General features: G+C 66.6%; 11 protein-coding genes. 5 read left to right on the top strand and 6 right to left on the bottom strand.

The genetic code is table 11. The features are described 5' to 3' along the window. Positions 1 to 4 precede the first annotated feature (4 nt). On the bottom strand, positions 5 to 907 hold the full coding sequence (locus tag J0A90_RS06485; protein WP_207032623.1) for a LysR family transcriptional regulator: 903 nt from the start codon (positions 905 to 907) through the stop codon (positions 5 to 7). A 138-nt stretch (positions 908 to 1,045) separates the two neighbouring features. Here J0A90_RS06485 and J0A90_RS06480 point away from each other — a divergent pair, with 138 nt between their 5' ends. Continuing rightward, a complete protein-coding gene (locus J0A90_RS06480) occupies positions 1,046 to 1,801 on the top strand; it encodes an SDR family oxidoreductase (protein WP_207032621.1) in 756 nt (251 codons plus the stop codon). A gap of 7 nt (positions 1,802 to 1,808) precedes the next feature. Here J0A90_RS06480 and J0A90_RS06475 read toward each other — a convergent pair whose 3' ends face one another. The 4 genes from J0A90_RS06475 to J0A90_RS06460 form a co-directional block, all read right to left on the bottom strand. Beyond that, the gene (locus J0A90_RS06475; RefSeq protein WP_207032619.1) at positions 1,809 to 3,050 is read right to left on the bottom strand and encodes an MFS transporter; all 1,242 of its coding nucleotides are present in this window, start codon (positions 3,048 to 3,050) and stop codon (positions 1,809 to 1,811) included. A 259-nt stretch (positions 3,051 to 3,309) separates the two neighbouring features. Then, a complete protein-coding gene (locus J0A90_RS06470) occupies positions 3,310 to 5,307 on the bottom strand; it encodes a methyl-accepting chemotaxis protein (RefSeq protein WP_233076554.1) in 1,998 nt (665 codons plus the stop codon). A gap of 341 nt (positions 5,308 to 5,648) precedes the next feature. Further along, positions 5,649 to 6,719 (bottom strand): 2,3-butanediol dehydrogenase, encoded by a 1,071-nt coding sequence (locus tag J0A90_RS06465; RefSeq protein ID WP_304618002.1) that lies wholly within the window; start codon positions 6,717 to 6,719, stop codon positions 5,649 to 5,651. Between the two features lie 30 nt (positions 6,720 to 6,749). Next, positions 6,750 to 8,546, bottom strand: coding sequence for an NAD(P)/FAD-dependent oxidoreductase (locus tag J0A90_RS06460; protein WP_207032617.1), 1,797 nt, complete (start codon positions 8,544 to 8,546; stop codon positions 6,750 to 6,752). Positions 8,547 to 8,915: 369 nt separating this feature from the next. Between J0A90_RS06460 and J0A90_RS06455 the strand changes: the two genes are divergently transcribed. Next, on the top strand, positions 8,916 to 11,024 hold the full coding sequence (locus J0A90_RS06455) for a sigma-54-dependent Fis family transcriptional regulator (protein ID WP_207032607.1): 2,109 nt from the start codon (positions 8,916 to 8,918) through the stop codon (positions 11,022 to 11,024). Positions 11,025 to 11,264: 240 nt separating this feature from the next. After that, positions 11,265 to 12,506, top strand: coding sequence for a M48 family metallopeptidase (locus J0A90_RS06450; protein WP_207032605.1), 1,242 nt, complete (start codon positions 11,265 to 11,267; stop codon positions 12,504 to 12,506). A gap of 46 nt (positions 12,507 to 12,552) precedes the next feature. Here J0A90_RS06450 and J0A90_RS06445 read toward each other — a convergent pair whose 3' ends face one another. Beyond that, the gene (locus J0A90_RS06445) at positions 12,553 to 12,960 is read right to left on the bottom strand and encodes a helix-turn-helix domain-containing protein (protein WP_207032595.1); all 408 of its coding nucleotides are present in this window, start codon (positions 12,958 to 12,960) and stop codon (positions 12,553 to 12,555) included. A 196-nt stretch (positions 12,961 to 13,156) separates the two neighbouring features. Between J0A90_RS06445 and J0A90_RS06440 the strand changes: the two genes are divergently transcribed. Together J0A90_RS06440 and yghU are read left to right on the top strand one after the other, a co-directional pair. Continuing rightward, entirely contained in the window at positions 13,157 to 13,768 is a 612-nt protein-coding gene (locus J0A90_RS06440; protein WP_207032593.1) for an NAD(P)-dependent oxidoreductase, read from the top strand. Between the two features lie 127 nt (positions 13,769 to 13,895). Continuing rightward, positions 13,896 to 14,756 (top strand): glutathione-dependent disulfide-bond oxidoreductase, encoded by an 861-nt coding sequence (gene yghU, locus J0A90_RS06435; RefSeq protein WP_207032591.1) that lies wholly within the window; start codon positions 13,896 to 13,898, stop codon positions 14,754 to 14,756. The last annotated feature ends 125 nt before the right edge of the window (positions 14,757 to 14,881 follow it).

Genomic DNA, 14,881 nt, shown 5'->3' with positions numbered 1-14,881 from the left:
GCGCTCAGGCGGGAAAGCGCGCAGCGTAGAGCTCGCTCACCCAGTCGACGAACACCCGCACCCGAGCGGCGAGCTGGCGCCGCTGCGGGTAGACCGCCCACAGCGTCAGGCGCGGCTTCTCCCACTCGCTCAGTACCTCTTCGAGCACACCCTGGGCCAGCTGCTTCTCGATATGAAAGCGCGGTAGCTGGATCAGCCCGCAGCCCTGGCGGGCGGCTTCCACGTAGCTGCCGGCGTCGTTGACGGTGAGCCAGCCGCCGGCGGCGAATCCTCGTATTCGCCCGTCGATGCGCAGATCGAGGGTGTCGTCCGCGGCGTTGCTGCCGGAGAAGAAACGCACCACCTGATGATCACGCAGTTCATCCGGGTGGTGGGGCCGGCCGGCTCGGTCCAGATAGGCGGGGCTGGCGCAGATCGCTTGGGGCAGCTCGGCGAGCCGGCGGCCGATCAGGCTGGAGTCCGCCGGTTCGCCGGCGCGTAGGGCGCAGTCGATGCCTTCACCCACCAGATCGACGCGGCGGTCGCCGCTGGTCAGCACCACATCTAGCTTGGGATATCGTGCGCGAAACGCCTGGATATGGGGCAGTACGATGTGCCGCGCGTGCACGCCGTGCATCTCGACGCGCAGGGTGCCGGCCGGGCTTGCGGCGACCGGGCCCAGCGCCGCCTCCGCCTCTTCGAGTTCGGCGAGCAGCTGTACGCAGCGTTCGTAGAAGGCCGCGCCCTCCGGGGTGGGGTGCACCTGACGCGTGGTGCGCGCCAGCAGACGGGCACCCAGACGCGCTTCGAGCTGCTGGATGGCCAGGGTCGCGGTGGCGCGTGGGATGCCGAGGCCGTTGGCGGCGCGGGTGAAGCTGCCGGTCTCGACGATACGGGTGAACAGCGTCAGGGCGTCGAAGCGGTCCATGGCAATTGTTATGTCAGATTGAATGGTGTTGCCAGTATAGCGGTGATTATTTCCTGCGGATGAATCTCGATACTGGTGTCACAGGCAATACCCCTGTCGGACATACGTCCCTGATATCGCTATCCAAGGAGCCAGATCATGAGTCATGCCAATACCCCACATACCGATCAACGGGTGGCCATCGTCACCGGCGGTTCCCGCGGCATCGGCCAAGCCGTATCGCTGAAGCTGGCGGCCGAGGGCTTCGCCGTGGTGGTCAACTATGCCGGTAATACTCGGCGCGCCGAGGAGACCGTCGCAGAAATAGAAGCCGCGGGCGGCCGGGCGCTGGCGGTACAGGCCGATATCGCCGACCCGGTGGCGGTGGAGCAGCTGTTCGCGGCCACCCATGAAGCGTTCGGTCGTCTCGACGTGGTGGTCAATAGCGCTGGTGTGCTGGAGATGGGGCAGGTGACCAGCGACAACCTGGCGATTCTCGACCGTACCCTGGCGACCAATCTGCGTGGCAGCTGGCTGGTGATGGCCAGAGCCGCCGAGAGCCTCAGCGAAGGCGGGCGCATCATCGCCTTCTCGTCATCGGTGCTGGGCAAGTCGTTCCCCGGCTATGGCGCCTATATCGCCAGCAAGGCCGGCGTCGAAGGGCTGGTGCGGGTGCTCGCCAACGAGCTGCGCGGGCGCGGGATCAGCGTCAATGCCGTGGCCCCGGGGCCGGTGGCCACCGAGATGTTTTTTGCCGGCAAGAGCGACGAGCAGGTCGCCAATATCGCCGCGCTGTCGCCGTTCGAGCGCCTGGGTGAGCCAGAGGAGATCGCCGATGTCGTGGCCTTCCTCGCCGGGCCCCAGGGGCGCTGGGTGCATGGCCAGATCCTGCGCGTCAACGGCGGCATGGTTTGAGCGCGATTCAGGTCGTCTCTTGGGTGGGCTGACGCTGGCGACGGCGGTGCGTTTCGAGCATCAGGCGTGCGCCGATCGCCGCGGCGACGAGCCCTGACACGGCGCCCACCCCGAGGGCCCAGCGCGGGCCGGCGTGATCGGCAATGGCGCCGACGATGGGTGCGCCGACCGGCGTGCCGCCCATGGTCACCGCTATCCGCAGTGCCATGATGCGCCCGCGCATCATCGGTTCGGTGGCGAGCTGCATCAGCGCGGTGGCCGCGGTCATGAAGGTCAGCGCGGAGAGGCCGATGAGCGTCAACGCCGCGGCGAACAGATAGACGTTGGGGGCGAACGCCGCCACGCCACAGAAGAAGCCGAAGCTCAGGGTGGCGATGCACAGCAGGCGTATCCGCGGGCGCTCGCGCCGGGCGGCGAGCAGCGCGCCCACCACCGAGCCGACCGCCAGGCAGGAGGTCAAGAGACCGTACTGGCCGGCATCGCCGTGGAAGACGCTGACCGACATGGTCGAGATATAGATCGGGAAGTTGAAGCCGAAGGTGCCGATCAAGAACAGCATCAGCAGGATCGCCATCAGGTCCCGGCGCCGCCACACGTAGCGAAACCCCTCGGTCAGGCCGCCGGCCTGGCGCGGTGGACACGGGGTCGGGTAGAGCTCGCCCACGCGCAGCAAGCATAGCGACCCCAGCACCACGGCAAACGAGATGGCGTTGACGATGAACACCCAGCCGGTGCCGATCGCTGCAATCAGCAAGCCGGCCACCGCTGGGCCCACCATGCGTGCGGCGTTGAACGAGGTGGCGTTGAGCGCCACCGCGTTGGAGAGGTACTTCTCGCCGACCAGATCGTTGACGAAGGTCTGGCGCGCCGGGGCATCGAAGGCGCTGACGCAGCCCAGCCCCAGGGCGAAGGCGTAGACCTGCCACAGTGTGACCACGCCGGTGAGGGTGACCACACCGAGCCCCAGCGCGAGCAGGCCGAGCAGCGCCTGAGTGAGCAGAATCAGGCGGCGCCGGTTGCAGCGGTCGGCGGCGTAACCGGTGAGGGGCAGCAGCAGTAGCTGGGGGCCGAACTGCAGCGCCATGGTGATCCCCACGGCGCTGGCGTTGTGCTGGGTCAGCACGGTGAGCACCAGCCAGTCCTGGGCGACGCGCTGCATCCAGGTACCGGTGTTGGAGATCAGTGCGCCGGCGGCCCACAGGCGGTAGTTGTAGACCCTGAGCGACCGGAACAGCCGTTTGTCGCTCATGGACGGAGCTCTTGCGGTGGCCCGCGCCGTGGCACGTGTCGGTTTACGTGGGCGGGATGGATAGTCGAGGCCGGCCGGCCCGATACGGGGATGACGATGGTACGGCACTCCTTGTCGTTCGCGACCTGGCATTCACGAACCCGGACACGTCACTGTGTCCGGGGCGGCGACCGACTGAGCCGGCCGCTGGGTCGAGTCTCTTATCACTATTCCGTTATCACTAGTCCGTTATCACTATTCTCTTATGAGGTTATCAGAATCACGCGATGGCGGCTTGCGCGAGTGCCTTGCGGCGGGGGCGCTCGGCGCGCGTCTCGGGTAGCGCGGTGGGCATCGGCTGCCCATCGTCGCCGAGGCTGAAATGCTCGACCCTGACCACCATGTCGCTGGCCTGTTCGTTCAGCGAGCGGCTGGCGGCGGCGACCTGTTCGACTAGAGCGGCGTTGTGCTGGGTGACCTCGTCGAGCTGCGCCATGGCCTGGTTGATCTGCTCGATACCGCCGGACTGCTCCGTGGCGGCATGCGAGATATCCGTCACCAGCGACGACACCTGATCGATGCGCGCGACGATCTCGGTGAGGGTGTCGTGGGTCGTCGAGACCAGATCGTTGCCGCTGTCGATGGTGGCGACGTTATGGGCGATCTGCTCGCGGATCCGCTGGGCCTCGCCGGCACTGCGGCTGGCGAGTTGGCGTACTTCGCTGGCGACCACGGCGAAACCCTTGCCGTGCTCGCCGGCGCGGGCGGCTTCGACCGAAGCGTTCAAGGCCAGCAGGTTGGTCTGGAAGGCGATGTCGTCGATGGCGCCGACGATGGTGGTAACGGTCTGGTTGGCACTGTGGATGGCCTGCATGGCGTCGCGCGCCTGATTGGCGATGCCCTGGGCCTGGACGGCCTGTTCGGCGACCTGGGTGGCCAGGGTTCGCGCCTCGGCGGCATGCTGGGCGGTGTTGTGCACTGTCGAGGTGATCTGTTCCATGCTCGAGGCGGTCTCCACCAGCGATGCCGACTGCTCTTCGGTGCGTTGGGCCAGGTCCTGATTGCCCTGGGCGATCTCATCGCTGGCCCGATCGATGGAGCGGGCATTGCCGCGAATCCCGGCGACCAGGGTTTGCGTTTCCTCGGTGGTGCGATTGAACGCCCGATAAAGGCTAGCCAGTTCGTCGCTGCCGCTTGCCTCGAGACGCTGGGTCAGGTCGCCGCCGCGGGCGTTGATGGCCTGCAGGTTACGCGTCAGCGGCCCGAGGATACTGCGCACGACGAGCAGCGCCAGCGTCAGGGTGAGCAGCAGAACGCCCAGGGCCACGGCGATGTAAACCCACAGGGCGATGCGTGCCGCGGCGCGTAAGTGATCGGCCTGCTCGAGAATACCGGATGCCGCGGCGTCCTCGACCTGCTTCAGGCGGTCGAGCTTGACGGTCTGCCAGTCGAACCACTGCTGCGGGTCGACGCCGAAGCCACCCTGGCTGGCGCGATCGATGACGAGCTGGCGCAACTTGTCGAGGCGCTCGATCTCGGGGCCGGAAAGCGCCTGACGGTAGCGTTCGACGAGTGCCGGGCGGGCCAGCACCTGGAAGCTGTCCAGGGATGCGGCTTCGGTGCCCAGCAGGCGCAGGAAGCGGCGGTAGGTGGCGTCCGCCATCCGGTCGGCGGCGAAGGTATTGGTCAGCAGGGCGCGTTCGATCCCCGCCAGGTCCTTGGCTTTCAGCAGTTCATGGTAGGCGGTCAGGCGTCTGGCGATATCGGCATTGCTGGTCTGGTGGGCGAGCTGGCCGGCCAGCCTTATCAGCGCATTGTCGACCCCGGTGTAGTAAGACAGGGCCTGGGCGAGCGGGACCTTCAGGGTATCCACGCGTTGGCGCATGGCCGAGAGTTCGCCGAGATCCTTCTCCGCCTTGGTGAGGCTGTCGTCTGCTGCCTGACTGAGCTGCTGGCGGTCGATCGTGGTCAGCGTGTCGAGTAGGCGAGTGACTTGCTGATCGGACGCGCTGCGCTGTGTTTGCAAACGCTTGCCGAAACTTTCCCCCTGGCTGCCGAGGAAACCAGCGGTCATCCCGCGTTCGCGCTGCAGCTCGTGTACCAGATTGCCCGCCTGCTGGGCTAGCGAGGTGAAGGTATGGAGCCGGTCCATGCCCGTTGCGACCCGTTGGCGATCGATCGCGCCGTCGACGGCGAAATAGAGCATCGCCAGGATGGGGAGTGCGAGCACCAGCAGGAATTTGCCCTTCACCGAAAGGTATTGCACGACTTGCCTCATGAGAGAGATTCCCTATTGTTTTTCAGCTTTTGGATATGGCGGTAGGGAGAGGCGTGCTTATCGTTTTTATGAGTATTTGTTTGTTTTTTTGACTGCTATCGGCTGGATTTCTGAACACTTGAACCGGTCCAGCTTCGCGCGTCATTCGCGAAGGTCGCGACTGATGCGCAGACAGGGCGGTAGGCGTATCTCGGAGTGTGGCCAAGAGCGATGCGCGGAGCGCCCAGTGGGCGGAATGTGCCCACGCTAACGGCGAGAGAAGCGTAGCAGCGGCGAATGCTGAGGATGGGCGAGCGTGGCCTCGCTCCACACGCCAAAGCCACGCCCGTCGGTGCCTCGGCTCAGGCGCTGGGGTCTACCAGGATCTTCACCTGCGCCTTGTCGGCGAGTAGCGCCTCGAACCCCTGGCTGACCACGTCATCCAGGGCGATGCGCGCGGTCACCAGATCCTCGGCGCGGTAGTAGCCCTGCTGCATCAGCGCGATCACTGCGGGGTAGATATGGCGATAGGCGATGATGCCCTTGAGCGTGCGCTCCTGGATCACCAGTTGGTTGGGATGGATCGCCGCCTCCGACTCCCAGATGCTGACGATCACCGTCTCGCCACCGGCGTGGGTGCTGGCGATCGCCTGGTTGAGCACTGCTGGCAGGCCGGTGACCTCGAAGGCGATGTCGAAGCCGCCGTTACTGGCCGCCATGAGCCGCTCGACGATGTCGCCTTCCGTGGGATCGTGCACGACCGCGCCCAAGTCGCTGGCGCGCTGCTTGCGCGCGGCGGAGACTTCGACTGCGTGAATCGACGCCGCGCCGGCAGCCTTGAGCGATTCGATCACCATCAGCCCGATCGGCCCGGCGCCGAACACCACCGCGCTGTCGCCCGCCTTGAGTGAACTCTGACGTACCGCGTGCAGGCCGACCGCGGCGGGCTCGACCAGCGCGCCCTGCTCGAAGGAGAGCCCATCGGGTAGCCGATGCACCATGTGCTCGCCGACCACGGTGTACTCGGCGAAGCCGCCGCCACCGCCGGAGAGCCCGTGGAAGCCCAGCTGCGGGCTCAAGTTGTAGCGCTCCATCAGATAGGCGCCGTCGCGGTGGGGCGAGAGAATCGGCTCGATCGCCACCCGGTCGCCCACCGCCACCCGGGTCACCGCGCTGCCCACCTCGACCACCTCTCCGGCGAATTCGTGACCCATGACGATGGGCGCCTGGTCGTGACTCAACGGGTGTGGCGCATCCACCGGAATGAAGATCGGCCCGGCGGCGTACTCGTGCAGGTCGCTGCCGCAGATGCCACAGGCGGCGACCTTCACCTTGACCTGGTGCGGGTCGTCCAGGATCGGAACCTCGATCTGCTCGACGCGAATATCGCGCGCCTGGTACCAGCGGGCCGCCTTCATGTGCTGTTCACTCATGACGTCTCTCCTGCTGCTGTGGTTTGGCGATCACGCCAGGTGATGGACCGGCTGCAATCCGTAGACCGGTGTCTCGATACCTTCGAGGCGGGCCTTCAACTGCAGCGCGAGATAGTGCGAGTAGTGGCGTGACTGGTGCAGGTTGCCGCCGTGGAACCACAGCGCCGGCTGCTGGGTCGGCTTCCACATGTTGCGCAGCTCGCCCTCCCAGGGGCCGGGGTCCTTGGGGGTGTCCGAGCCCATTCCCCAGCACTTGCCGACCTTGTCGGCGACCTCCTGCGAGATGATCTTGGCCGCCCAGCCGTTCATCGAGCCGTAGCCGGTGGCGTAGACGATCAGATCGGCGGGCAGCTCGCGGCCGTCGCTCAGGCTCACCGAGTGGCGGTTGATCCGGGCCACGTCGACCCCGCTGCAGAGCTTGATCTCGCCGCTGGCGACCAGTTCGCTGGCGCCGACGTCGATGTAGTAGCCGGAACCGCGGCGCAGGTACTTGAGAAACAGGCCCGAATCGTCGGCGCCGAAGTCGAGCAGAAAGCCCGCGCGTTCGAGACGCCGGTAGAAGTCGGCGTCCTGCTCGCGGATGGCGTCGAAGGCGGGGCGCTGGAAGTCTGGCAGCAGCCGGTAGGGGATCGAGGCGAAGATCAGGTCCGCCTTGTCGGTGGTGATGCCGTTGGCCAGTGCCTCCTCGGAGTAGAGCGGGCCGAGGGCGTGCTGCATCAGCGAGTCGGATTTGACGATATGGGTCGAGGAGCGCTGCACCATGGTGACGTCGGCATCGTTCTCCCACAGCGCGGCGCAGATGTCGTGGGCCGAGTTGTTGGCACCCACCACGACGACCTTTTTGCCGCGGTAGGCATCCGGCCCCGGGTGCTGGCTGGAGTGGTGCTGCTCGCCGGCGAAGTCCTCGGCCCCGGGAAAGTGCGGCACGTTGGGGACGCCGGACATGCCGGTGGCGAGCACCAACTGCTTGGGCCTGAGCGTCAACGGCTCACCGTCGCGCACTACCTTCACTGTCCATTCACCGCTGGCTTCGTCGAAGCTGGCGCTCTCGCACTCGGTACTGGACCAGTAGTTGAGCTCCATCACCCTTGTGTACATCTCCAGCCAGTCGCCGATCTTGTCCTTGGGCGCGAACACCGGCCAGTTGTCCGGGAAGGGCAGATAGGGCAGGTGGTCGTACCACACCGGGTCGTGCAGGCACAGCGACTTGTAGCGCTTGCGCCAGGCATCTCCGGGGCGTTCGTGCTTGTCGACCACCAGGGTCGGCACGTTCATCTGGCGCAGACGCGCGGCGAGGCCGATGCCACCCTGGCCGCCGCCGATGATCAGACAGTAGGGCTGGCGGGTGATACCCAGCTCGGCGGTTTCGCGCTCGCGCGCCTCGCGCCAGGTCTCGCGCGTCTTGTTGGCACCGTGCTCGGCACCCTTGGGGCGGTTGCGGCCACGCGGCTCGGGGTAGTCCTGGAGCGCCTGCATCGTGGTCAGCAGGGTCCAGCACTGGCCCTCCTTGAGGCGCAGCAGCCCCTTGCCAGTGGCGACCCCGGTGGCAAAGGTGAACCAGGCTTCGATCACACCGTCGCTCTCGCTGGCTTCGCCGTCGAGCTGCCACTGGCTGGGGGCGATACGCGCCAGGGTGGCCTCGAGCATCGCGGCGATCTCGGCGCGGCCCTCCAGGGTCTTCAGATTCCAGGTGAAGGCGACCAGGTCGCGCCAGTAGCCGTCGGCGCGAAACAGCGTGGTGGCGCGCGGAATATCCCCGGCGCGCAGGGCGGCGTCGAAATCCGCCAGCCACTGTGCGGCCTGCTGGGTCGGGGTGGATGCGGGCATGGTCTGCTCCTGTTATTGCTATGGGATGTGGCGCACAGGGCGCTCGGCTCAACGCTTTGCAGCGCGCGTGCCAGACCGTGCTAGTGCTTTGGTCTTATGATTCAAGTGGCTGATAAAAAGGCATTTTGCGGGAAGGGCGGTCAGGTCGAGGGCGCGGCACGAGCGCGCCGATGGTGCGGGTGTAACGCCGGGGCGTCATAGCTGTAACGTCGCCTGTGACAGCTGTCACGTCGGGCAGTGCCGCTGCGACCAACGGACAAGGGCGTCAGCCAGCCGCGAGAGCGTAGTCTGGAGACCGGACTGGCCGTCGCGCGCCGGCTTGGCGCACAGGCGCGGGCTGGCAGCAGGCCATCGGCAGGAGGCGTCGGTATGGAACTCGGCTTGACCAAGGCGGGCAGGTTCGAACAAGCGCAGCGTCAGCACATTGCGGCGGTGGCGCGTCTGGGTGAGGGGCGCGAGGCGTTGGCAGGGCGCGAGATCATCCAGCGCTCCTGGCGGCGCTGCGTCGATGATTACCGGCTCGACCCCAGCCGCCCGCAGCCGGTACGCGTGCTGACCCAGGAGGCGCTGGTCGACTCGCGCGAGCCGGTCGATGAGCTCCTGTATGTGGCCCGGGCCGGGGTCGACCAGCTCTTCGCCCAGGTCGCGCCGATGGGCTATGTCCTGCTGCTGACCGATCGGCACGGAGTCACCGTCGACTTCCGCGGTCATCCAGCGCAGGATGCCGCGCTGCGTCGCGCCGGGCTCTATCTCGGCGCCGACTGGGACGAGCGCCATGCCGGCACCTGCGCCGTAGGCACCTGCATTCATGAGTCGCGCGCCCTGACCTGCCATCAGCGTGAGCACTTCGACGCGACTCACATCGCGCTCACCTGTACCGCGGCGCCGATTCATGACCCCCAGGGGCGGCCTATCGCGGTGCTCGATATCTCGGCGCTGCAGTCACCGCGTGGCCTGGAGAGCCAGAGCTTTGCGCTGCCGCTGGTCACGCTCTACGCGCGGATGATCGAGGACGCCTACTTCCTGCATCGCTACCGCGATACCACCATCCTGCGCTTCGATACCACCCGTGCCTTCGTCCATTTCAATGGCCGCGGGCTGCTCGCCTTCGACCCACAGGGGCGGGTGCTCGCCGCCAACGGCGAGGGCCGGGCGCTGATCGACGCCCACGCCCGGCGCACGCCGCCGGCACCGATCTGGGTGACCCAGCTGTTCGAGGCCGAACTCGACGATCTGCTGGCGCTGCCACGCTGCGAGCCGGACCAGCTGCGCGACCTGCGCCTGCGTGCCAGCGGCGATATCCGCTTCGCTGCGCTGGTCGAACCGCGTGGTGGGCGTGCGCGGCAGCGTGACGCGGCGGCGACCGGCACCACGAGAGACATGGCAAGTGGCATCGCGACGGACATTGCGAGGGACATTGCGACGGACATGGCGAGTGACGTCGCCACCGCGTCCCACGGTCCGGTGGCGCCCACCTCGACGCCGGCGCTGGATCGCTTGGCGGGGGACGATCCGGCGATGCAGCGGCTGCTGGGCCTGTCCCGACGGCTCTGCCGGCAGCCGCTCAATGTGCTGATCCGAGGCGAGACCGGCACCGGCAAGGAGGAGCTGGCGCGCGCGCTGCACGCCAGCGGCGACCGTGCCGGAGGCCCCTTTGTCGCGGTCAACTGCGCGGCGATACCCGAGTCGCTGATCGAGAGCGAGCTGTTCGGCTATCTGCCCGGGGCCTTTACCGGCGGCAACCCCAAGGGCATGCGCGGTCTGATCCCGCAGGCCGACGGCGGCACGCTGTTCCTCGACGAGATCGGTGACATGCCGCTGGCGCTGCAGAGCCGTCTCCTGCGAGTGCTGGCCGAGCAGGAAGTGATGCCGCTGGGGGCCGAGCGGCCGGTCAAGGTGGCGCTGCGCGTGGTCACCGCTACCCATCGCGACCTCGCCGCGCTGATCGCCGAGGGCCACTTCCGCGAGGATCTCTACTATCGTCTCAACGGCGCCGAGCTGGTGTTGCCGCCCCTGCGCGAGCGCGCCGACCGTCGCTATCTGATCCAGCGTCTGCTGGCCGCGCTGGCCGCCGAGCAGGGCGTTTCGGCACCTCTGCGTGGCGACGCCATGAACGCGCTGCTCGACGCCCCCTGGCCGGGCAATGTGCGCCAGCTCAAGAGTGCCTTGGCATTCGCCCTCGCCACCCGCGAGGGGGAAGCGATCACCGTGCATGACCTGCCCGAGGGCTGCCGCGCTGATCGGGGCGCAGCGCCACACTTCTCCCCGACATCGGCGACACCCACGACGCCCCAGTTGAAGCATGACAGCGACGACGCGCCGGCCGAGGCCGAGTCACTGGCGCGTGCTCTGGCCCAGGCAGGCTGGAACGTCAGCCAGGTGGCGCGCCAGTTGGGCGTGTCGCGGCCGACGCTCTACCGGCGCATGCGCCGCCATGGGCTCGTCCCGCCCAACCGGCGCGAGGCGCTCGGCGAATGAGGCGCACGCCTTTCGGCGACTCACTGACGCTTCGATGTCATCGTTCGTCGCGCTCGCCTCCGCGTCATCATTTAGACATGGAGCTTGCCCAAAACTCGGGATACGATTCTGCGCGGCGCGATATGCCGCATGCGCGTGAGTGCTGTTGCGCCATGGCCGACTTGGGCCTGATATCCAACCTGGCGTTGCCCTACGGCCGGCACTGCCGATCAAGAAAAATACGAAAGCAAGGGAACAGTAATGCAATTTTCTCTGATTTATCCGGGGGAGCGGCGACGCTTCGCTGTGCTCATGGTGATTGCCGTCACGCTATGGGCGTTGCTCTTTGTCGCGTCGCTGGGCTTGGTGTTGGTCTATCTGCTGTTCATCTGGGTGGGTGCTCTCTTCGTGCAGTCTGCGTTCATCTCCACGATCCGTGGCAATGGGGTTCGCATTAGCGCGCAGCAGTTTCCGGCGCTGGCGGCGGATATCGAAGACTGCTGCCGGATCGTGGGCATAGAGCGGCCGCCGGAGGCCTATCTGCTGCATGCCGATGGGCTGTTCAACGCGCTCGCCACCCGCTTCCTGCGTCGCCACTATGTGGTGCTTTACTCCTCGGTGGTCGATGCGCTGGAAGATCGTCCGGAAGCGCTGCGCTTCTATATCGGCCACGAGCTGGGGCATATCCGGCGCGGGCATCTGAGTAAAGGGCTCGTGGTCGCGATCGCGGCCTGGTTGCCGCTGCTGGGCGCTGCCTACCGCCGCGCGTGCGAGTACACCTGCGACCGACACGGGCTGGCCTGTTGCCCGGACCCGGACGCGGCCTTTGCCGCCATGTCGGCGCTGGCGGCGGGGGGCTCTCGGCATGCGAGTCTCGATCTCGAGGTGTTCGCGGCGCAGCGCCACGACGTCAAGGGGTTCTGGGCCTCGCTGAACGAGTTGATCGGCGACTACCCCTGGACCGCCAAACGGGCCCATGCGATTCTCCAGCTTGCCCGTGGCGAGACGCCTTCGCAGCCGCGCCGCCACCCGCTGGCCTGGTGTTTCGCGGCGTTCTGCCCGCGGGTACCCGGGCTCGGTGGCGCCGGTGCGCTGGTGTTCGTGGTGATCATCGCCGTCGCGGCGGTGGTCGGCGTGCAGGCGTTTCAGCAGTATCAGGCCAAGGAGCAGTTGACGCGCTTCATCGAACAGACCGACCCGGATCGGGAAGCGCTCACCGCGTTCACGCTGCGTGAAATGGAGTGGCCCTCGACGCTCGAGCAGGTGGGGATCGCCAGCCGCCACAGCGATACCGCCGTGCCGGCCACGCTCGAACTCGGCAGCGAAGGTGAGCTCGAGTACACCTTCGTCGGGGGATGGCTGGCGGGCCAGAGCCTGACCTTGAACCCCTATCCGCGCTTCGACGAACAGGACGAACTCGACGGCATGACCTGGGTCTGCATGAGTGACACTCTGGTGCCGGACCCGGTACCCGAGCACTGCCTCGGGGAGACGTCGCCTTAGCCCCCCTCTCCCGGGCGCCGGCCAATGACTGCGTATTGTCCGGCGCTCAGCGCTCGATAGCTCGCTGGTAGCGCTCGCGCGCTGCGTTCACTTCAGGCTGGTGCTGTTCGGCCCAGGCGACCAGGGCGGCGACCGGCGTCAGCAGCGAGCGGCCGAGATCGGTTAGGGTGTATTCGACCCGAGGAGGTACCTCCGGGTACACCGTTCGCGTCACCAGGCCATCCTGCTCGAGCTGCTTGAGCGTACGCGAGAGCATCTGCTTGGAGATATCGCCGATCTCTCGCAGCAGCGCATTGAATCGGCGGGTGCCGGGGGCCAGGCACTCGAGCACCAGCAGGCTCCACTGATCGCCGATCCGGTCGAGCACGTCGCGGATCGGGCAGGGCTGGGCGAACGTCTGCGTCTCGGAGGCGGCGGGTGAAGGCGTATCTGACGGGAGCGCTCGGTCGCTCATGGGGTGTCTCCTCGTGATCGGGATGGCGACCGGAATCTCGATAGTGGCAGCCATGGCGGTGGTCATAGGTCAGTCGGGTGTGACCGGGTCAGGCCGGCGTGACTTCTTGTGAGAGGGGTAAAACTCGCATAGATTCTGCTTCACGGTCCAGTTTGTAGACCCATGTCCTCTACTCGACTCATCGAAGGAAGAACCCATGGCCAAGATTGCTTTGATCGGTGCCTCCGGTAATGCCGGATCGCGCATCCTCGCCGAACTCGCCGCCCGCGGCCATCAGGTGACGGCGATCGCCCGCCACCCCGAGAAGATCGCCCAGCATGAGGGTGTCTCGCCGGTCGCCGGCGATGCCAACGATCGCCAGGCGCTAGCGGCGCTGCTCGCTGGGCACGACGCAGTGATCAGTGCGGTGCATTTTGTCGCCAGTGACGTCGAGACGCTGCTCGGCGCGGTTCGCGATGCCGGCGTCAAGCGCTATCTGGTGGTCGGTGGTGCCGGCAGCCTGGAGGTGGCGCCAGGGCAGCGGCTGATCGATCAGCCGGACTTCCCCGAAGCCTACCGCGCCGAGGCGGCCCGAGGTGGTGAATTCCTCGAGCGGCTGCAGGCGGTGACGGATCTCGACTGGACCTTCCTCTCGCCGTCCGCCGAATTCGTGCCCGGCGAGCGTACCGGCCGCTTCCGGCTGGGGCAGGATACGCTGCTGACCTATGCGGAGGGCTCACGCATTTCGTTCGAGGACTATGCCATCGCCCTGGTGGACGAGCTGGAAACCCCGCGTCATATACGTCAGCGCTTCACCGTCGGCTACTGAAAAGCGCGATCGAGGATGGCCGTGGGCGTGGCGCTTCGATCACCGCCCCTCGATCGCAGGCCATTAACCAGCTACCTTTCTTCACACAGGCGCTTCGCGCGCTATCGACCAAGAGTGGAGAAGTTGCATGAGTGACACTGGCTATACGCCCCCCAAGGTCTGGGAACCCAAACAGAGCGGCGGCAAGTTCGCCAGCATCAACCGTCCGGTGGCCGGGCCCACCCACGAGAAAGCGCTGCCGGTGGGCAAGCACCCGTTCCAGCTCTATTCGCTGGCCACCCCCAACGGGGTCAAGGCAGGGGTGATGTTCGAGGAGCTGCTGGCACTGGGCAAGGACGCCGAGTACGACGCCTGGCTGATCAATATCGGTGAGGGCGATCAGTTCGGCAGCGGCTTCGTCGAGGTCAACCCTAACTCCAAGATCCCGGCGCTGATGGACTACAGCGGTGACAAGCCGCTGCGGGTCTTCGAGTCCGGTTCGATCCTGCTGCACCTGGCGGAAAAGTTCGGTGCCTTCCTGCCGCAGGACACCGCCACGCGGGTGGAAACTCTCAACTGGCTGTTCTGGCAGATGGGCAGCGCGCCCTATCTGGGTGGCGGTTTCGGCCACTTCTACGCCTACGCGCCGGAGAAGCTGGAGTATCCGATCGACCGCTTCACCATGGAGACCAAGCGCCAGCTTGACGTGCTCGATCGGCGTCTGGCCGAATCGCGCTATCTTGCCGGTGACGAGTACACCATCGCCGATATCGCCAACTGGTCCTGGTATGGTCAGCTCGCCCTGGGACGGCTCTACGATGCGGCGGAGTTCCTGCAGGTCGAGAGCTATACCCACGTGCAGCGCTGGGCCAAGGAGATCGACGCACGCCCTGCGGTGCAGCGTGGGCGGATGGTCAACCGCACCTTCGGTGAGCCCTCGAGCCAGCTCCACGAGCGTCACGACGCCAGCGATTTCGATACCCGCACCCAGGACAAGCTCGGCGGCTGAATCCGCCGCGTGTTCGCTGACGACCCGGCCGCCTGGCCGGGTTTTGCGTTTCCGGGGCTGCGATCCCGAAGCCGGTCAGGGTTGACTGCCTAGATTGGCGGTCGGCGTTGGCGGCCGGGTGGAAT

This window comes from Salinicola sp. DM10, from assembly GCF_017306975.2.
Lineage (GTDB): Bacteria > Pseudomonadota > Gammaproteobacteria > Pseudomonadales > Halomonadaceae > Salinicola.
Note: the sequence above shows the minus strand (reverse complement) of the source record. Positions and strands in the feature narration are given on the sequence as shown.